General features: G+C 48.0%; 15 protein-coding genes and 1 pseudogene. 10 read left to right on the top strand and 6 right to left on the bottom strand.

The genetic code is table 11. The annotated features are described in order from the left end of the window. Positions 1 to 168: 168 nt before the first annotated feature. From IEY09_RS20365 to IEY09_RS20360, 3 genes and pseudogenes are all read left to right on the top strand, one after another. The gene (locus IEY09_RS20365) at positions 169 to 405 is read left to right on the top strand and encodes a Fic family protein (protein ID WP_308423886.1); all 237 of its coding nucleotides are present in this window, start codon (positions 169 to 171) and stop codon (positions 403 to 405) included. A 6-nt stretch (positions 406 to 411) separates the two neighbouring features. Next, positions 412 to 468: pseudogene (locus tag IEY09_RS20390) on the top strand (Fic family protein); the annotation flags it as partial. Positions 469 to 603: 135 nt separating this feature from the next. Continuing rightward, the gene (locus tag IEY09_RS20360; protein ID WP_372841601.1) at positions 604 to 921 is read left to right on the top strand and encodes a Fic family protein; all 318 of its coding nucleotides are present in this window, start codon (positions 604 to 606) and stop codon (positions 919 to 921) included. 36 nt (positions 922 to 957) lie between these two features. On the opposite strand, the gene IEY09_RS12900 is transcribed toward IEY09_RS20360, so the two are convergent. From IEY09_RS12900 to IEY09_RS12880, 5 genes are all read right to left on the bottom strand, one after another. Continuing rightward, positions 958 to 2,319, bottom strand: coding sequence for a TrkH family potassium uptake protein (locus IEY09_RS12900; RefSeq protein WP_188871363.1), 1,362 nt, complete (start codon positions 2,317 to 2,319; stop codon positions 958 to 960). A 1-nt stretch (position 2,320) separates the two neighbouring features. Next, positions 2,321 to 3,019: a potassium channel family protein gene (locus tag IEY09_RS12895; RefSeq protein ID WP_188871361.1), complete on the bottom strand. Its 699-nt coding sequence runs from the start codon at positions 3,017 to 3,019 to the stop codon at positions 2,321 to 2,323. Between the two features lie 44 nt (positions 3,020 to 3,063). Continuing rightward, a complete protein-coding gene (locus tag IEY09_RS12890; RefSeq protein ID WP_188871359.1) occupies positions 3,064 to 3,753 on the bottom strand; it encodes a response regulator transcription factor in 690 nt (229 codons plus the stop codon). After that, on the bottom strand, positions 3,754 to 4,800 hold the full coding sequence (locus IEY09_RS12885) for a sensor histidine kinase (RefSeq protein ID WP_188871357.1): 1,047 nt from the start codon (positions 4,798 to 4,800) through the stop codon (positions 3,754 to 3,756). It lies immediately after the preceding gene. Between the two features lie 228 nt (positions 4,801 to 5,028). Continuing rightward, the gene (locus IEY09_RS12880) at positions 5,029 to 5,955 is read right to left on the bottom strand and encodes a pirin family protein (protein ID WP_188871355.1); all 927 of its coding nucleotides are present in this window, start codon (positions 5,953 to 5,955) and stop codon (positions 5,029 to 5,031) included. Positions 5,956 to 6,088: 133 nt separating this feature from the next. Between IEY09_RS12880 and IEY09_RS12875 the strand changes: the two genes are divergently transcribed. The 4 genes from IEY09_RS12875 (at position 6,089) to IEY09_RS12860 (ending at position 9,996) form a co-directional block, all read left to right on the top strand. Continuing rightward, positions 6,089 to 6,826: a sulfite exporter TauE/SafE family protein gene (locus tag IEY09_RS12875; protein WP_037416172.1), complete on the top strand. Its 738-nt coding sequence runs from the start codon at positions 6,089 to 6,091 to the stop codon at positions 6,824 to 6,826. 115 nt (positions 6,827 to 6,941) lie between these two features. Beyond that, the gene (locus IEY09_RS12870) at positions 6,942 to 7,406 is read left to right on the top strand and encodes an NlpC/P60 family protein (protein WP_037427995.1); all 465 of its coding nucleotides are present in this window, start codon (positions 6,942 to 6,944) and stop codon (positions 7,404 to 7,406) included. 24 nt (positions 7,407 to 7,430) lie between these two features. Further along, a complete protein-coding gene (locus tag IEY09_RS12865; RefSeq protein WP_188871353.1) occupies positions 7,431 to 8,879 on the top strand; it encodes an MFS transporter in 1,449 nt (482 codons plus the stop codon). An 88-nt stretch (positions 8,880 to 8,967) separates the two neighbouring features. Next, a complete protein-coding gene (locus IEY09_RS12860) occupies positions 8,968 to 9,996 on the top strand; it encodes a LacI family DNA-binding transcriptional regulator (protein ID WP_037416178.1) in 1,029 nt (342 codons plus the stop codon). A gap of 60 nt (positions 9,997 to 10,056) precedes the next feature. On the opposite strand, the gene gtfA is transcribed toward IEY09_RS12860, so the two are convergent. After that, positions 10,057 to 11,541, bottom strand: a complete 1,485-nt coding sequence (gene gtfA, locus IEY09_RS12855) for a sucrose phosphorylase (protein ID WP_188871351.1) — start codon at positions 11,539 to 11,541, stop codon at positions 10,057 to 10,059. Positions 11,542 to 11,798: 257 nt separating this feature from the next. Here gtfA and IEY09_RS12850 point away from each other — a divergent pair, with 257 nt between their 5' ends. The 3 genes from IEY09_RS12850 (at position 11,799) to IEY09_RS12840 (ending at position 16,725) form a co-directional block, all read left to right on the top strand. After that, on the top strand, positions 11,799 to 13,019 hold the full coding sequence (locus IEY09_RS12850) for an MFS transporter (RefSeq protein WP_188871349.1): 1,221 nt from the start codon (positions 11,799 to 11,801) through the stop codon (positions 13,017 to 13,019). A gap of 257 nt (positions 13,020 to 13,276) precedes the next feature. Continuing rightward, positions 13,277 to 15,673: a TonB-dependent receptor domain-containing protein gene (locus IEY09_RS12845; RefSeq protein WP_188871347.1), complete on the top strand. Its 2,397-nt coding sequence runs from the start codon at positions 13,277 to 13,279 to the stop codon at positions 15,671 to 15,673. Positions 15,674 to 15,765: 92 nt separating this feature from the next. Continuing rightward, entirely contained in the window at positions 15,766 to 16,725 is a 960-nt protein-coding gene (locus IEY09_RS12840; protein ID WP_188871345.1) for a carbohydrate kinase family protein, read from the top strand. Positions 16,726 to 16,923: the final 198 nt, after the last annotated feature.

Below are 16,923 nucleotides of genomic sequence, written 5' to 3'. Positions count from 1 at the left end.
TTGTATTGCTTCCAGTTAGTTGTTTTATAGCGAGGTTTTGACACGATTGATGGGTGAGTTGATAGGCTATGCCGATCAGATCACCAGCTATGGTTTTAGTTCAACTGATTTAGGAAACAAAGCCCTTTTGCTTTAAAGCAAGGGTTTCATATTGCGCGGCAAAACAAATTGATCCGCCTCAGCGATATTCTTGCGATACAACAAAATCTAGAGCACAACAATGCGGGACTGCGGAAGTTACCGGGCACGGAGCTTAAGAATACGCGGACTGGGGAAGTGATCTATACACCACCACAGCATGCAGATGATATTGCTGAGCTTATGGAAAATCTGATTCTGTTTATCAACGATGACGAGCAATGTGATGCCGATCCGTTGGTAAAAATGGCAATTATTCATCATTAATTTGAAAGTATTCACCCCTTCTATGACGGTAATGGTCGAACTGGCCGTATATTGAATATTTTGTACTTGGTTATTAAAGATTTACTTAACCTGCCAGTTCTGTATTTAAGCCGTTATATTATTCAGCATAAGCCTGATTATTATGCGAAATTGCAGGCGGTAAGAGATTCAGGGAATTGGGAGCAGTGGCTGCTATTTATGCTTGATGGCATTATCGACACAGCACAAAATACCATTTCGCTGATCACCGAAATGAAAACCTTGATGACTGATGTCAAACAAGGTATCCGTGAGCAGCTTCCAAAAGTCTATAGCCAAGATTTACTAAACAATTTGTTTAATCATCCCTATACCAAGATTGACTTTCTAATCGAAGAATTGGGTGTGACACGCATTACCGCCACTAAATATTTAGAGCAGCTGGTCGAGCACGGTTTCTTAACGAAACAAAAAGTGGGGCGTGCTAATTATTACATTAATGCCCCACTGTGTCGGTTGTTGATAGCTCATAGCTAAGCGAATTATTTTTTACGGCGCGCCTTAGTGTTTTCCTTATCCAATCGCTAATTTGGTTTCTGCATAGCGCAGCTTTTTTACCCTTGGGTTGGCAAGGAAGTAGGCCAGCATCAGTGGGCCGAGGCGTCCCATAAACATCATAAAGATGATAATGCCTTGGCCTGCACTGGATAAATTGCCTGTTAATCCACGGGATAGCCCAACTGTGCCGAGGGCGGATACGGCTTCGAAGGCGATATCCATTATCGGGGCTTTTTCGGTGAGCACGAGGGCGAATATTGCCAGCCAAGTGACGCCGATGGAGATCATCGTGAGGGCGAGTGCCTTGCTAATGGTGTCTTTGGGGATTTCCCGCTTAAACACATACACGGCTTCATCGCGGCGTAAATAGCCGTAGGTGGCGAGGATTAACACCATAAAGGTCACGACCTTAATGCCGCTGGCGGTGCTGAGGGAGCCGCCGCCGATAAACATCAACACTAAAATCAATAGGGTGGAACCATCCTCGAGTTGGTCTATGGGCAGGGTGTTAAAGCCAGCGGTGCGTGGGGTCACGGCCTGAAACCAAGAGGCTAACCATTTGCCGAGTTCGCTTAAGGGCGCGAGGGTGTTGGGGTTGTTGTACTCAATCAGGTAAATGGCTATCACGGCTACGGCGTTGATTAGTACGGTGCCAGTAATCATCATACGGCTGTAGACGGTGAGTTTCGACCAACGTTTATTGCGCTTAAGGTCAATCCACACCGAAAATCCAAGGCCGCCCACAATAAATAAACCTGTGATAGTGAGGTTCACGACTGGGTCGGCCACATAGGGGATTAAGCTATCTGGGCTTAGGGCAAAACCCGCGTTATTAAAGGCGCTAATGGTATAAAAGAAGCCGTGAAACAGGCTAGTTTGCCAACCCAATTCGCCGCTCCAGTAGACAGATAAAATCAGCATACCCACGGCTTCAACCAATAGCGAAAACACCAGTACGGCCTTAGCAGTCGAGACTAAGGTAGAGGTATCGGTTTGATTAAACGCTTCTTTCGCCACCGTTTGCTGCAAGAAACCTATCTTACCGCCCAGCGCTATTAGCGTGACTATGGCAAAGGTCATCAAGCCTAGGCCGCCGCATTGAATTAACAGCGCGATAATCACTTGGCCAAAGGGTGTGAACACACTGCCAGTATCGATGACCACAAGCCCTGTGACCGTCACCGCCGAGGTCACGGTAAAGAGGCTTTGCAGCCAAGTAATGGGCGACTCGGTGGCGATAGGCAGTTTAAGCAAGCAAGTGCCAAGTAAGATCAGCAGAGCAAAGCTTGCGCTTAAGATAAAAGGCGGCGCGCCAAAGAGTTTTTTACTACTTTTAGGTGTGTGCTCTAGGGTGAGCGAAGGATGCCATTGAACCACGTTACACCAACCTTGGTGCGAGCTGTTTTAACTCGGCACGGCTACCGCAGAGGAATAGGGCATCGTCAGTGTGTAGGATAAAGTCACTATCAATCTTGCTAAATACGCTCTGCCCGCGCTTAACCATCAGCGGTGTGACTTTGCCTTTAGGGCTGCGTTGCACATTGGTTTGCTCATCGGTGTTTTTCTCTTGTAGGCTCCCTAGTAGTTGGCCAACTGTGACTTGATGTAAATGGGCTTTAATATGGATTTCAACAATATAGAGCCCATCTCCTATGGCGAGAAAGTTATTTACCATAGGGTAGTTTAGCGACTGGGCGACGCGGATCCCCATATCTTCCTCGGGGTGAATAATTCGCGCGACATCGAGTTTAGACAATATGGTGTGGTGCGCTTTATTGCTGGCTTTAACCCAAATATTTTGCACGCCGAGATTTTTCAGTGCCAGGGTACAAAGTAAGCTCGATTGCATATCAAAACCGATAGCGACAATCACGACTTCACTACTGGTAAGATCGAGTTCCCGCAGCGACGCCTCATCGGCGCAGTCGCAAATTACCGCTTCAGTAAGACTTTCTACATATTTTTCAACAGCTTTGTGGTCATTGTCGACACCCGTAACCGTATGACCTAAGTGGATCAGTTCTCTGCTTACAGCAACGCCGAAGCGGCCTAATCCGATGACAGTAAAATGTGCCATTTCATATCCTTGTGTGGTTGAGCTAAAGAGTGAGGCGAGCTGGCCTAGGGCGGGCCGAGGTCGGTGAGTCGATACCCTAAACCAGGCTCGGTTTTGATCAGTTGTTGTTCGTCACTATCGTTAAGCTTTTTACGCAGTTGGCTGACTAAAATCCGCAGATAATGGCTATCTTCTTGGTGAGTTTCGCCCCAGATATTGCGCAGCAGTTCGCTCTGTTTCAGCAATTGCCCAGGGTGGGACATTAACTGAACCAGTAGGGCAAACTCTTTTTTGGTGAGGGCGATTTCCTGCTGGTTAAGCCAGCATTGATGGCTGCTCTTTTGTAGAGTGAGCGGGCCAAATTGCAGCATATCGATAGTGCTTGAGGTATCCACAAGGTCACGGACTAATACCTTGATACGCACGATTAATTCCCTGATGCCAAAGGGTTTACTTAGATAGTCGTTAGCGCCTGCCTCGAGTAGGCGGATTTTTTCTTCCTCCTGATCGCGGGCGGTTAAAACCAACACGGGGGTCTTATCTTGCAGGCGCAGTGCATGGAGTAGTTCGATACCATCGCCATCGGGCAGGCCGAGGTCGAGCACGATAAGGTGCGGCTGGTGGCTTTGGTATTGTTTGAGCGCCGTGGCTATGCTGGTGGCGCTCACGTATTCAAAGCCTTCCGCCTCAAGTGAGATCCGCATAAAGGTATGGATTTGTGGCTCATCATCTACCACTAACACCTTGTAAGCCATTTATGCACTTTCCTTCGTTATCGGTAACGCGATGCGGATCAGGCTGCCTTGAGCAACACTTTCGGCGCTGATACGCCCGTTATGGGCAGTAATAATCCCTTTGGCGACAGGTAGACCCAATCCAGCACCGCCATCGGTAGAGGGATGTTGGCGGTAAAACAGTTCGAAAATTGCCTCCTTTTGAGATGGGGCTATGCCTTGTCCTAGGTCTTGAATATCGATACGCAGCATATCTTGGTGGCGATAGAGGCTTACGATCACAGGCTGGTTGGTGGGGGAATAATGCAGGGCATTATCGAGCACATTAAAAATCGCTTGTTCAATCAAAGAGCTGCAAATCATTAATGGCGGTAGTTCTGGCTCAGTGTGAATTTTGATCCGCGGTTGCTCGGTTTGAAAGCGGGCGATAGTGCGCTGTAGCACTTCGCGTAGATTGGCTTCGTCTAGGCTAAATTTGAGCGCGCCATGTTGTAACTTAGTTGCCTGCAAAAGATTTTCAATATATTGGTGCAGGCGATGACTCTCGGCGGCGGCCGAGTCGATAAGCTCCTCGGTTTGCTCTGGGTTGAGCTTAGCTTGGTATTCCTTCAGCGTGGTTAAGGTGCCGATAATGGTCGCAAGTGGCGTGCGTAAATCGTGGGAGACCGAGAGCAAAATGCTATTTCTGAGCTGCGCCTGTTCGAGTGCATGCTGCTGGCGGCGGTAATGTTCGGCCAATTTGCTGCTAGTCAGGGCGACCAGCAAAAATACGCTTAGATTGACTATGTCTTCGACGTTGAACATCTGCAACGAATAGCGCGGCGTGGTAAATAAAAAATTAAAGCTGACAGCGCCAAACACGGCCACAAAATAGGCATAGTTGGCGCTGCATTGCAGGGCCACGGCGACTACGGCTAATTGCAGGATAAGCAGTACGGCAATGGCTGATCCTGAAAATACATCAATAAAATAGCTAGTTATTAACGTTACCACTAACAACATGGCGGTAAATATCGCGGGATGCGTGCGCCAGTATTGGTTGATGGATACAGTATTTGCAAAAGTCATAACGGCTAAGGCGTTGCGGAAATTAAGGCTACTCTAGCAAAGGCCTGTGGGGATAGCGCGTAAAAAATCCGTAAAATTTACTTGGGCTTGGCGTGTGGGTGTTGTCTGGCATTTGCATCAGGCAGGCGGTTTTGCTCGCCAACTTACATTAGATAGTGGCTGCAAATACCGCCATTACGCGAGGCAATCTAGCTCGATTGTCTCGCGCTAACGCATGAACGGCTGGGATTACCAAGGGATGGGTGGCGGCATTAGGCGTTTGCCGTTATAACCCGGCACAGTGGCAAAACGTGGGGACTTGGCCTCCCAATCGGCTTGGGCGCTGGCGATATCTTCCTTACTGTGGCCGACAAAATTCCACCAGATACTGACAGAGTCGGCGAGGGGCGCGCCGCCAATCAGCAGTAAACGTGCGCTAGGGTAAAGGTCGAGCGTTACGCTCTCGCGCAGCATGCCGAGGTAAGCAAGATTATTGTTATCAAAGGCCTCGTCGTCGATATCGAATCGGCCCTCAAGTGGCATTAGGCCATATTCAAATCGCGGATCGAGCCTGAGTGTTAGTTGAGTGGCCTCTGTGGCGAAGATATCGAGCGCGACGATCGGTGAAAAGTGCAGTGTGGGCGCTTGTTTATCCTTCCACGAGCCAATCAATAGGGTAAATTCGACGCCCGCCTCCTGCCAAGTCGGCAGCTGGGGATAATGGTCGAACCTCGGAGCTGTGTCTTTATGTTCCAGCGGCAGCGCAATCCATAACTGCACCGCATGCATAGTGCGATGACCTTCGACGGACTCTTCGGTGTGGGCGATACCATGGCCCGCGGTCATCAGATTGACCTGCTTTGGGCGGATCACTTGGGCGCTACCTAGGCTGTCCCTGTGCATGATTTCCCCCTCCAGCATCCAAGTGAAGGTCTGTAGGCCGATATGGGGATGCTCGCCCACATTCATTAAGGGGCCGTCGGTGACAGGACCAATATGATCCAGAAAACACCAAGGGCCTATGAGTCGACGCGGTTTTTGCGGAATAGCCCGCGCTACGGGTATCCCGCCTACATCACCGATTTTGGAGGCTATATGTTGGATTTGGATCCGCCCATCTTCGACGGGGCATTCCCTTGGGCCGCCGTAAAACGGCGACGTTTGCATTTGACTCATATCGACTCCTTATCTTCATTTAGACACGGATAGATTTAACATTTATGCTGGTGCAGCGAGGCGTGTTATCGCCCTCAAGGTCTGTTACTCACGCTCGACCTTAATGACTTTAACGCAATATTAGGAATAAGGGATGTTAACAGACCCTGTTTTTTGGTTGGTGGCGATTCCTGCGGTGTTGATCACTGGGATCTCTAAATCGGGTTTTGCTGGTGGCGTCGGTGGCTTGACTGTGCCCCTGTTAGCGCTGGCCATAAGCCCGGCGACAGCGGCGGCAATCATGTTACCACTGCTGATTTATATGGATTTTTTAAGTGTTCGTTCGTGGTGGGGCCAACATAATCCACGCCAATTATGGATCCTCTTACCCGCGGCGATTGTGGGCATAGGCATAGCCTATTGGTTGTTCGACCGATTAAACGAAGATTACTTACGGGCGATTTTGGGCTGTGTGTCCTTAGGATTTGGTCTTTATGGCTTGGTTTTAGGGGATAAAACCCAAGCGACCCCTTCACCTTTGGTGGGACGACTCTGCGGCTTAACCGCAGGTTTTACCAGCTTTGTGGCCCATGCAGGCGGGCCGCCACTCAATGCCTATTTGCTGCCGTTACGTTTGGCCAAACCAGAGTTTTTAGCCACGGCAGTGGTATTTTTTGCGGTGGTGAATCTGGTTAAGTTAGTGCCCTACAGTCTGCTCGGGCAAATTAACCAAGGTAACATTCTGATTTCTCTGTTACTTGCGCCTTTGGCTTGGTTAGGGGTAAAACTGGGGTTGTCGATCCAAGATAAGATCAGCGATAGGTTGTTTAAACGCATCATCTTGATTTTAATGGTGCTGGTGGGTATTCGCTTATTGTGGACGGCGTTATAGTTTTAAGCTTGAGATTAGCTTAGGCTGTTACCATCGATTTTTTCACGGTATGTTAGTTATCGCTTTGATAGCACCCGATATTACGCAAGAATTGCCCGCGATGAGTTTTACGCTAATGAAACGATTACTGATAGTTATCTTAGCCTTAGGTCTTGGTGCCTGTGCGAGCGCGCCAGAACCTAAGCCTGTGGTCAAGCAAGTTGAACCCGTCTCGGTATGGAACGATAGCAATATCGCCGAATTGCATTCCGAATGGCGCGGCGTACCTTATCGTTTGGGGGGCGCGACCAAGAAAGGCATCGATTGCTCGGCCTTTGTGTCGGTCGCTTATCAAAAGATGTTGGGCATGACTCTGCCGCGCACAGTGGAGGAGCAGCAAGCACTTGGTAAACCCGTGGCGCGGGATCAACTGCGTAAGGGGGACTTAGTGTTCTTTAAAACTGGCTGGAGCACGCACCATGTGGGTATTTATGTGGGCGGGAATAATTTCCTCCATGTCTCGACGAGCCAAGGGGTAAAAATTTCGAGCCTACTTAATAGCTATTGGGCATCAAAGTATTGGAATGCAAGGCGAATTTAAGCCTTAATCACAGGTAGAGACTCTATGACCCCAGCGTCTGCTTCGTCCCAACATGAGCCTCTACCCACTTCGGTTTTTCTGGCGATTTTCTCCGCCGTGTTCTTACCCATGTTTTTGGCGGCGGTCGATCAAACCCTACTCGCCACCGCAACCCCTGCCATAGTGGAAGATCTTGGCGGCCTCAGGCAAGCCTCGTGGATCACTATCGGCTATATGTTGGCAATGGCGGCCAGTGTGCCTATTTACGGCTGGCTGGGGGATAATTTTGGCCGCGCTAAAATCTTGATGATTGCCTTGGCGGTGTTCGCGTTAGGCTCGATTGTCTCCGCCAGCGCTGGGACGATGGACCATATGATTGCCGGAAGGATTCTCCAAGGCCTCGGTGGTGGCGGGCTGATGAGTCTGTCCCAATCCCTTGTGGGGGAATTGGTGCCGATACGGCAACGGGCGCGTTTTCAGGGCTATTTTGCCGCTATGTTTACCCTCGCCAGTGTTGGCGGCCCAGTGATTGGTGGTTTTGTGGTGCATGCCTATTCTTGGCACTGGTTATTTTGGGCGAATATTCCCTTGGCCATGCTGGCGGTTTGGCGGCTTAATCGCTTGCATAAACAGAGTGTTAAACCTGCTCGGCTGGGTCGGTTTGATTTGCTTGGCGTGCTGTTATTTCCTTCTATCATTACGGCGTTGCTGTATTGGTTGTCTGTGGCAGGGCAAGACTTTGCTTGGCTATCGGCCACAAGCTTAGGCTTTATGGGATTTATCTTTGTGGGCGCCGCCTTGCTGTTGTGGTGGGAGCGTCAGCGTGAGAGTCCTTTCTTGCCGCTGGATTTACTCGCCAACAAAGCCATTTATATGCCGCTATTAACCGCTGCGCTGTTTGCCGCGTGTCTGTTTGCGATGATCTTCTTTTTACCCATTTACTTACAGGTTGGTCTGCAAACCAATCCGGCCAAAACTGGCTTGCTACTGATACCAATGACCTTTGGTATAGTGACAGGTTCTACTATTGCGGGCCGGTTGTTGAGCCGAGATGTAGCACCTAAATGGTTGCCGACCTTCGGGATGGGGCTGGCTTCTATCGGTTTACTCTCTATCGGTTTAGTTCCGCCCAATGCGGATCTTATTGGCGGATTAGGTGTGCTGGTGGGCATAGGGTTAGGAACCGTGATGCCCAGCGTGCAGTTAGTTGTGCAGAGTGTGTCGGGCAAGGCGCGTTTAAGCCAAATTACCGCTATGGTGTCCTTGTGTCGCTCCATGGGCGCGGCAATTGGTACGGCCTTATTCAGCCTGTTGCTATATAGCTTGTTACCGCTCGAAGGGGCGCAGGTGGGGATTGCGGCGATAAAAAAGCTACCCATTGAGGTTGTGCATCACGCCTTCCAATGGGGTTTTATCGCGGCGGCCTTGGTGGCGCTCAGCTCTGCGATTGTAGGGTATCTCTCGCCCGCCACAGCGCTTAGGGATCATGAGTAGATTTGTTGGTGCATGACGGATTTAAGCTGTGTAGTATTTGCGATAGGTTAGCTTCCGCTGTGACCCCATTCTTTGCCAGGAATTCTGCATGACAACTAAAAACTGGACCTTAAAGAGCATAGCTAACGAGCTAGGTGTCTCTAACGCCACTGTTTCTAATGCTTTTAATCGTCCCGATCAACTATCGGAAAAACGCCGCAACGAAATTTTGGCCGCTTGCTCTAAATTGGGTTACTTTGGCCCAAACAAGGCGGCGCAATCCTTACGTAGAGGCAAATTTGATACCGTCGCGCTGGTATTGTCCGATAGTGTTGAATATATGGTGTCCGATCCTGTCGCCAGTAAGTTTATGAAGGGTGTGGCTTCGGTATTGGAGCGGGAAAAACTCAACTTATTGCTGTTTTCGGGCAGCTCTGACAGTGTAAATGCGGTGGCAGATTTTGTGGATGGGTTTATTTGTTATGGTCGCCCCCGCAATGCCTTGCTTGCTGAGCAATTGAAACAGGTTAAGAAAAAGGTGGTTACAGTGGATTTTGATATCCACCGCAACGCCGCTGTCAGCATTGACAATAAGTTAGCCGCCTATGAGGTGGCAAAATTGGCATTAAAATCACCTACCGATCAGGTTGCAATATTAGGCCTAAGACTGCTCGATACTCATTTAACCTGCCGAGTTTATGATTTGAATTTGCTCGAAATCGATATGTCGATTGCACACCAGAGGTTGCAGGGATATTTACAGGCAATTGAGGAAACTGGTATTACCCTTGGCAATGATCGGATTTGGAATATTCCTGAAAGTAATGCGGAATATGCACGGATTGCGGCCAAGGAGGCGCTAAATTCAACGCCAAGACCCAACGTATTTTTATGCATGAGTGACTTAATTGCTCTTAGTGTGCTGGGTGAGGCGCAGGCGATGGGATTAGCGATCCCTGAGGATATTCGTGTAGTGGGGTTTGATGGTATTGATGAGGCGACTCGCTCGAATCCTCCGCTGACTACGGTTTATCAATACTCTGAACAAAAAGGCCAAATGGCGGCGCAGATGTTTATCGACGATGCTGTACATGCTCAGGTATTAGGGTATGAATTACGTTTAGGTAAAAGCTGTTAATATATTGATTTTTAAATGCAAAAGGCGCTGTTAAAGCGCCTTTTGTTTTATGTTTGGTATTTATCCCTGTGCTGGGGTGAGCAGGTCGGCTAAGCTGATTTGGGTTTCGATGCTTTGCTCATCAAGCAGGGTGATCAGCCCTTGTTTATTGGCAAAGTCGAGATTAAGACTCGCCTGCGCATTTACCGCAGACCATGTGAGTGTTAGTGATTTTCCACTGGCTGCCATCGTAAAACGGCCATTGAATGCGGCGCTGCTATTACGCAGTTTAATCAATTGAATAAGAGCGTTAACCACTGGTTTTTGCAGGGCTTGTTGCACTTTTTCTCGGTTTAAATAGGGGCGATTAATATCTCGGCCAACATGGGTTTGATTTAGCAATACCATGTCGTTGGGTATGGTAAGCAGGCCTGCGTAGTACACCTGCGGAATACCCGGTGCGAAAAACTGAATCGCTCGAGCCATCAAGTAATCTAGGTCATTTTGCCCGAGGGCATCGTAATAGGTGCAGTTGATTTGATACAAATCGACATTGCTGGCGGCTGCCCCTGTGGCTTGTAAACTCTCGCCTTGACTGTTGCTGTGTATGGTTTCAACTAGATTATCGATTTGTTTTTCGTCCAATAATCCTTGTAAGCCATCCATTGGGCCCACATCGATAATGCCGATACCATCGTGGGTATCGAGTACGGTAATGCAGTTGCGAGGCGCCATTTCAAGCCAGTGGCTCAGGGCACGACAATCTTGGCTGAAGAGCGTGTGTAAAATCAGCGGTGGTAATGCAAAGTCGTAAACCATATCGACCCGTTTGGCGATATCGATTTGCGTCATATGATGGGAGTGAATTTCGGCTAGGGTTGTCATGCCTAACTGATTGGCTTGCTTTGCTAATTTATCTACAAACTCGAAGGATTCCTCAATCATAAAGCAGCTAGTGCCGGGCTTTTTGATCGCGTAACCTGCGGCATCTAAGCGGATTAAATTGACTTTGCTGTGGTTAAATCGCGCCAATACGCGGTTTAAGTAATCTTTACCTGCTGCGGAGTGTACGTCGATATCGATTTGGTTACGGGTAAAGGTGGTCCAAAACTCTTCCGTTGAACCATCCGCTAAGGTGTAAGTGCTAAAGCAGCTCCCTGGGCGAGGGCGGTAGATAGCTTCTTGATCCTGCTTGCTTAATCCCTCAGGGAATACCTTGTCCTTGGTTAGGAATAAATCCCAGTAAGCCGATTGTTTGCCATGCTTGAGCACATCTTTAAACTCGGGAGACTCCGCAGACATATGGTTAACGATCAAGTCGGCCATGATGTCGAACTCTTCACCTATGCTTTTGACATCGTCCCAATCACCTAAGCGTGAATCCACCTGCACATGGTCTATGGGATCAAAACCCGCATCGCTGCCATCGATGGGATAGTAAAAGGGCAATAAGTGAACGCCCCCAAATAACCCCTGCAACTCGTTATTGAGTAAGGCTTTGAGTTCTTTGAGTCCGGCACCGGTTATCCGATCGACATAGGTGATCAATTGCACTTGATTTTTCATACTTTGCCCACGTTTGAGTTGCCTTCCCAGAGTAAAGTTTGACCGCGTTTATTTATAAATTGCGCAAACAAACTTAATCGATTAAGTTGTATATTTAACCAATGTGAAACATTATTCAAGTGGTTTGTTTGATTTTTGAGTTAGTCTTAGGTTTTGGGGGGATTAGCTCACTGCTGTACATAAATAATGCCTAAAGCTGTTTGGAGCTTAGCTAGCTTCAGAGGGAGTTAGGCGCGATAACAATAAGGTGAAACAGTATGGTAAGTGATTCAAATTCTGTAGAAAATCGCCATCACACTCGTATTAGAGTGCTGACGTATTTAATGTTTTTTATGTTTGCTATGACCTCCGATGCCGTGGGTGTGATTATCCCGCAGCTGATATCTGAATTTGGCCTCTCTTTGTCTCAGGCGAGTGCCTTCCATTATATGCCGATGATTTTTATCGCAATAAGTGGCCTGTTTCTGGGTTTTTTGGCGGATAAAATAGGGCGTAAACTAACCATTTTATTAGGGTTGTTGTTGTTCGCTATTGCCTGTTTTTTATTTGCGCTTGGGGAGTCGTTTTATTATTTCCTGATGCTATTGGCCTTGGTGGGCTTGGCAATTGGGGTATTTAAAACTGGGGCTTTAGCCCTGATCGGTGATATCTCTCGGTCACCAAAACAACATTCCAGCACCATGAACACGGTCGAAGGATTCTTTGGGGTTGGCGCGATGGTGGGGCCAGCCATCGTCAGCTATCTGCTTATCAGTGGTGTGTCATGGAAGTATTTGTATTTTGGGGCGGGTGTATTTTGTCTGCTGCTTTGTTGGTTGGCGTTTAGGGCCGATTATCCGCAGGTTAAGCAATCCTCGACGGAAACAATTAATCTGGCGAACACCTTCAGTATGATGAAAAACCCTTATGCATTAGGGTTTTCCCTTGCGATTGGTTTGTATGTGGCCACCGAAGTAGCGATTTATGTATGGATGCCTAGCCTGCTGCAAGAGTATCAGGGGGATTACACTGCACTGGCGGCCTATGCTTTAACCCTCTTTTTTACCCTGCGAGCGGGTGGACGGTTTTTGGGCGGATGGATATTAAATTACTTTTCGTGGCAACAGGTTATGTTCTGGTTTAGCTTGGCGATCAGCCTTTGCTATCTCGGTTCTATGCTCTATGGTGTTGAGGCCGCCGTTATTCTCTTGCCCCTCTCTGGGCTGTTTATGTCAATGATATATCCCACCTTAAACTCCAAGGGGATCAGTTGTTTCCCCGTGGCGCAGCACGGTTCTGTGGCTGGGGTTATCCTGTTTTTTACCGCGGTTTCTGCGGCGCTGGCTCCCCTTTGTATGGGGTTAGTTGGGGATATTTTCGGCCATGTGAAGTATGGCTTTTACCTCGCAACTGGGTTTGCCGTTTTGTTGTGTCTACTAGCGGGGGTTAATCTGATTAAAGATCCTTCCCAACCGCTGTTAAGCCGTGAAACCGCTTGAATTGAAATGTGACAGAAAAAATTTTTATGTCACATTTCTCTAATGAATCAATTAATTGTCTGTTGTTCCCACTTTAAGTTTGTTGGTTTGTACAAAAAATGCACTTGCTTTTTGTTATTTAGTTGCTAACTTGTTAACTTAATCGATTAAGATGTTTTTTAGTAAAGTGAAATAACAGGCTAATCGATTAACAACAATTTCAGTAGAAGTCGCCGTGGGGAGAGGGCGGCTTCTCAAATATGGGTGGGGACATAAAAATGATAAATCGCACATCACAACAATTCTTGTTAAGCACAATCGCCGTCTTGGTGAGTTCACAGCTTTGGGCTGCCGATGCACCCGCGCAGGAAGAAACCAAGAAAGATGCGTTAGGCCTTGAGCGCATTACTGTTACGGGCGTGGCCCGTGGTACCCGCGTTATGGACTCAAGCGTGTCAGTTAGCAGCGTATCACTCGCGGAGTTGGAGGTTAGTACTCCACGTTCATCCGCCGAAGCGTTCCGGATCATTCCGGGTATGAAGGTGGAATCAACGGGCGGCGAAGGTAATGCTAACATTGCGGTCCGTGGCTTACCTGTGGCATCGGGTGGTGCTAAGTTTCTTCAAATTCAAGAAGATGGTTTACCAATTCTACAGTTTGGCGATATTGCCTTTGGTAATGCGGATATCTTTTTACGTTTAGACTCTACAGTACAAACCATTGAATCTATTCGTGGTGGTTCGGCATCCACTGCGGCGAGTAACGCTCCCGGCGGCATTATTAACGTGATCAGTAAAACTGGGAGCTCGGATGCTGGCAGCGTCTCTACCACCTTTGGCTTGGACTACGATACCTTCCGTACTGACTTTGAATATGGCTCGAGTATCAATGACAGCCTGCGTTTCCATGTGGGTGGTTTTGTGCGTACCGGTGAAGGCCCTCGCCAAGCAGGTTATGACGCCAACAAAGGTGGTCAGGTAAAAGCTAACATAACCAAAGAGTTCGATAGTGGCTATGTTCGTCTTTATTTCAAACATTTAGATGATAAAAGTATTGGCTACTTACCCATGCCAATGTATTCGGACGGTAGCTCTGTTCCAGGTTTTAATGCGAAATCCGATGCCATCCAGTCAGCTTATTTTCTCTCAACCCTGAGTTTAGGTGCCGATGGTGAGCGTCGTCGCGGTGATATGCGCGATGGGATGAATCCTGAGGTTAACTCAGTGGGATTAGAAGCTTCCTTTGATTTAGGCAATGATTGGCAGGTCGAAAACCGCTTCCGTTTCTCGGATGTGAGCGGCAATTTTATGGCGCCATTCCCAGCCGAAGTGGCTAATGGCGCCGACATTGCGGCCAGTATTGCGGGCACTGGCGCCAAGTTGATTTATGCCAATGGCCCTGATGCGGGCAATCCTATGGATGGACTCGCAATGCGGATCCATACCTTCGACGTTAAGATGAATGACTTTGGTTCAATCGTAAACGACTTAAAATTAACGAAAACCTTTGACGATACCAGCGTTACTTTGGGTTATTACAATGCCACCCAAAATATCAATATGACTTGGATGTGGAACTCCTATTTGATGGAAGTCAAAGGGGATAACGCCGCATTGCTTGATGTTGTGGCTGCCGATGGTACCGCCTATTCCGATGCTGGGCTTTACGGCTATGGTGTGCCTTATTGGGGTAATTGTTGCCAACGTAATTACGATACCGAATACAACATTAAGGCGCCTTATCTTGCGGTCGCGTCAAGCTTTGGGGATTTATCGCTGGATGCCAGTGTGCGTTACGACAGCGGCGATGCCAGTGGTTACTACGCTGGCAATGTGCAATCGCAAGTCGATATGAACTTGGATGGCGTTATCTCTATTCCTGAGCAAAGTGTCTCTTCTATCGATAATGCCAATCCGCAACCTGTGAATTATGACTGGAGTTACACCTCCTATTCTCTCGGTGCAAACTATCAGTTTTCCAGTGATTTAGCTGCATTTGGTCGCTTGAGTCATGGTGGCCGCGCCAATGCGGATCGCCTATTGTTTGGTAAGGTTCGTGCCGATGGTTCAGTGGCAAAAGAAGATGCTGTCGATAATGTGGATCAATATGAGTTAGGCGTTAAGTACCGTTACGATGACTTATCGGTGTTCGCGACCGCCTTCTATTCAGAGACCGAGGAGCAAAACTTTGAGGCGACGAGTCAGCGTTTCTTCGACCGTAAGTACAAAGCTAAAGGAATTGAAATTGAATCGGCCTATTTTATCGGTGACTTCGATTTTAGGGGCAATGTCACTTGGACCGATGCTGAGATTGCTAAAGACGCTTTAACACCCGACGTTGTCGGGAATACTCCAAGAAGACAGGCCGACTTTATCTACTCGCTGATGGGACGTTATAACTTTGACCAAGGTTCAGTGGGCATCAACCTGATTGGCACTACTGACTCCTATGCACAGGATAATAATGACCTCAAGTTTGATGGTTACAATCAGGTCAATGCCTTTGCAACCTACAACTTAACTCAGGCCTTAAGTGTCTCCTTAAACGTCAACAACCTGTTTGACGCCACGGGTATCACAGAGGCTGAGGAAGGTTCGATTCCTGATAACAATATTATCCGCGCTCGCACCATTAATGGCAGAACCACGAGTGCAACCTTGAAATACGAGTTTTAATTCCGGCGGGTTTAAGGTTTAAAACCGACAATTTAAAAGGCCCATCCAGCATGGGCTTTTTGCTTAACTAATAGAAATATAAAGGGATCCATATGACGGTATTACTCAGTTTCGGTGAGGTGTTAGTGGATTTATTACCCACAGAGGCTAGCGACAAATCCCATCAAGCCATTGCGGGCGGCGCGCCTGCAAACGTGGCTGTAGGTTATGCCAAACTGGGCGGTAAGAGTTATTTTGCTGGCGGCATTAGCAGCGATGATTATGGGGCAATGTTAAAACAAGCCCTCGAAAACGAAGGCGTTGCTACAGATTATTTGGCCGAAGTGCCAGGTGTGCCTACAGCGACAGTGGTGGTAAATTTGGATGAGAATGGTGAACGAACCTTCGAGTTTAACCGCCAAGGGACTGCCGATCTTTGCTATAGTCAGCGCCATTTCGATGTCATTCCATGGCCACAGATGGATGTTTTTCATCTCTGTTCCAACACCTTTACCGAAGCGAGCATTTTTAACGCGAGCATCTATGGTGCCCGTTGCGCTAATTCATTCAATAAGATAGTGAGTTTTGATGTTAACTTGCGCTTATCACTCTGGCCCGATACCGCATTGCTTGCAGAGCGAGTAGAGCAGTGTTTTCGTTACACACAAGTGCTGAAAATGAGCCGTGAAGAAGCCGACTATTTAGCCTTAACGCGGAATAAGAGTTTCGAAGATTATTTGCAGTTTTGTTTGGCGCAAGGTGTTGAAGTGATTTTGATTACTGACGGCGCCAATCCAGTGCAATGCATAACAGTAGATGAGCGATTTAGCGTGCCAGTCCCCCAAATTAAAGCCGTTGATACCACGGCGGCGGGCGACAGCTTTATGGCGGGATTTTTGTTTGCACTGGGTTCTGAGTTGGAGTTTGATCTCGAGCATTTAACCTTAAAACATCGACTTGCATGTCAGGCACAGTTGCGCAAGGCGGTTGAGTTTGCGGTGCGTTGCGGCGCCGTAACCTGTTGTCAGAAGGGCGCTTTCCCTGCTTTACCCACATTGTCGCAGGTGAGCTAACCCTTCACTCCAAACTATTAAGCTAAGGTGAGCTATGGCTTGTCTTAGCTTTTTTCGAGCATATTGCGCGAACTTCATCACGTTTTACTTGCCCCATTGGCCGAGCATTTATGCTATTTTAGCTGCGGCTTATAGTCGAAGGAGCATAGGTTTCTCCTCTGCTTTCGGTCGATATGGTTTTATTTCAACATGATTGGG

It is taken from the genome of Shewanella xiamenensis (assembly GCF_014647135.1).
GTDB lineage: Bacteria > Pseudomonadota > Gammaproteobacteria > Enterobacterales > Shewanellaceae > Shewanella > Shewanella xiamenensis.
This window is presented reverse-complemented; position numbering and strand designations above follow the sequence as displayed.

Bases quoted from the DNA above. Each gene is read 5' to 3' on its own strand.
- IEY09_RS12845 (WP_188871347.1), top strand. From the start codon at position 13,277: ATGATAAATCGCACATCACAACAATTCTTGTTAAGCACAATCGCCGTC.
- IEY09_RS12895 (WP_188871361.1), bottom strand. From the start codon at position 3,019: ATGGCACATTTTACTGTCATCGGATTAGGCCGCTTCGGCGTTGCTGTA.
- IEY09_RS20360 (WP_372841601.1), top strand. From the start codon at position 604: ATGCTTGATGGCATTATCGACACAGCACAAAATACCATTTCGCTGATC.
- IEY09_RS12870 (WP_037427995.1), top strand. From the start codon at position 6,942: ATGAAACGATTACTGATAGTTATCTTAGCCTTAGGTCTTGGTGCCTGT.
- IEY09_RS12875 (WP_037416172.1), top strand. From the start codon at position 6,089: ATGTTAACAGACCCTGTTTTTTGGTTGGTGGCGATTCCTGCGGTGTTG.
- IEY09_RS12890 (WP_188871359.1), bottom strand. From the start codon at position 3,753: ATGGCTTACAAGGTGTTAGTGGTAGATGATGAGCCACAAATCCATACC.
- IEY09_RS12840 (WP_188871345.1), top strand. From the start codon at position 15,766: ATGACGGTATTACTCAGTTTCGGTGAGGTGTTAGTGGATTTATTACCC.
- IEY09_RS12865 (WP_188871353.1), top strand. From the start codon at position 7,431: ATGACCCCAGCGTCTGCTTCGTCCCAACATGAGCCTCTACCCACTTCG.
- IEY09_RS12885 (WP_188871357.1), bottom strand. From the start codon at position 4,800: ATGACTTTTGCAAATACTGTATCCATCAACCAATACTGGCGCACGCAT.
- IEY09_RS12880 (WP_188871355.1), bottom strand. From the start codon at position 5,955: ATGAGTCAAATGCAAACGTCGCCGTTTTACGGCGGCCCAAGGGAATGC.
- gtfA (WP_188871351.1), bottom strand. From the start codon at position 11,541: ATGAAAAATCAAGTGCAATTGATCACCTATGTCGATCGGATAACCGGT.
- IEY09_RS12850 (WP_188871349.1), top strand. From the start codon at position 11,799: ATGGTAAGTGATTCAAATTCTGTAGAAAATCGCCATCACACTCGTATT.
- IEY09_RS12860 (WP_037416178.1), top strand. From the start codon at position 8,968: ATGACAACTAAAAACTGGACCTTAAAGAGCATAGCTAACGAGCTAGGT.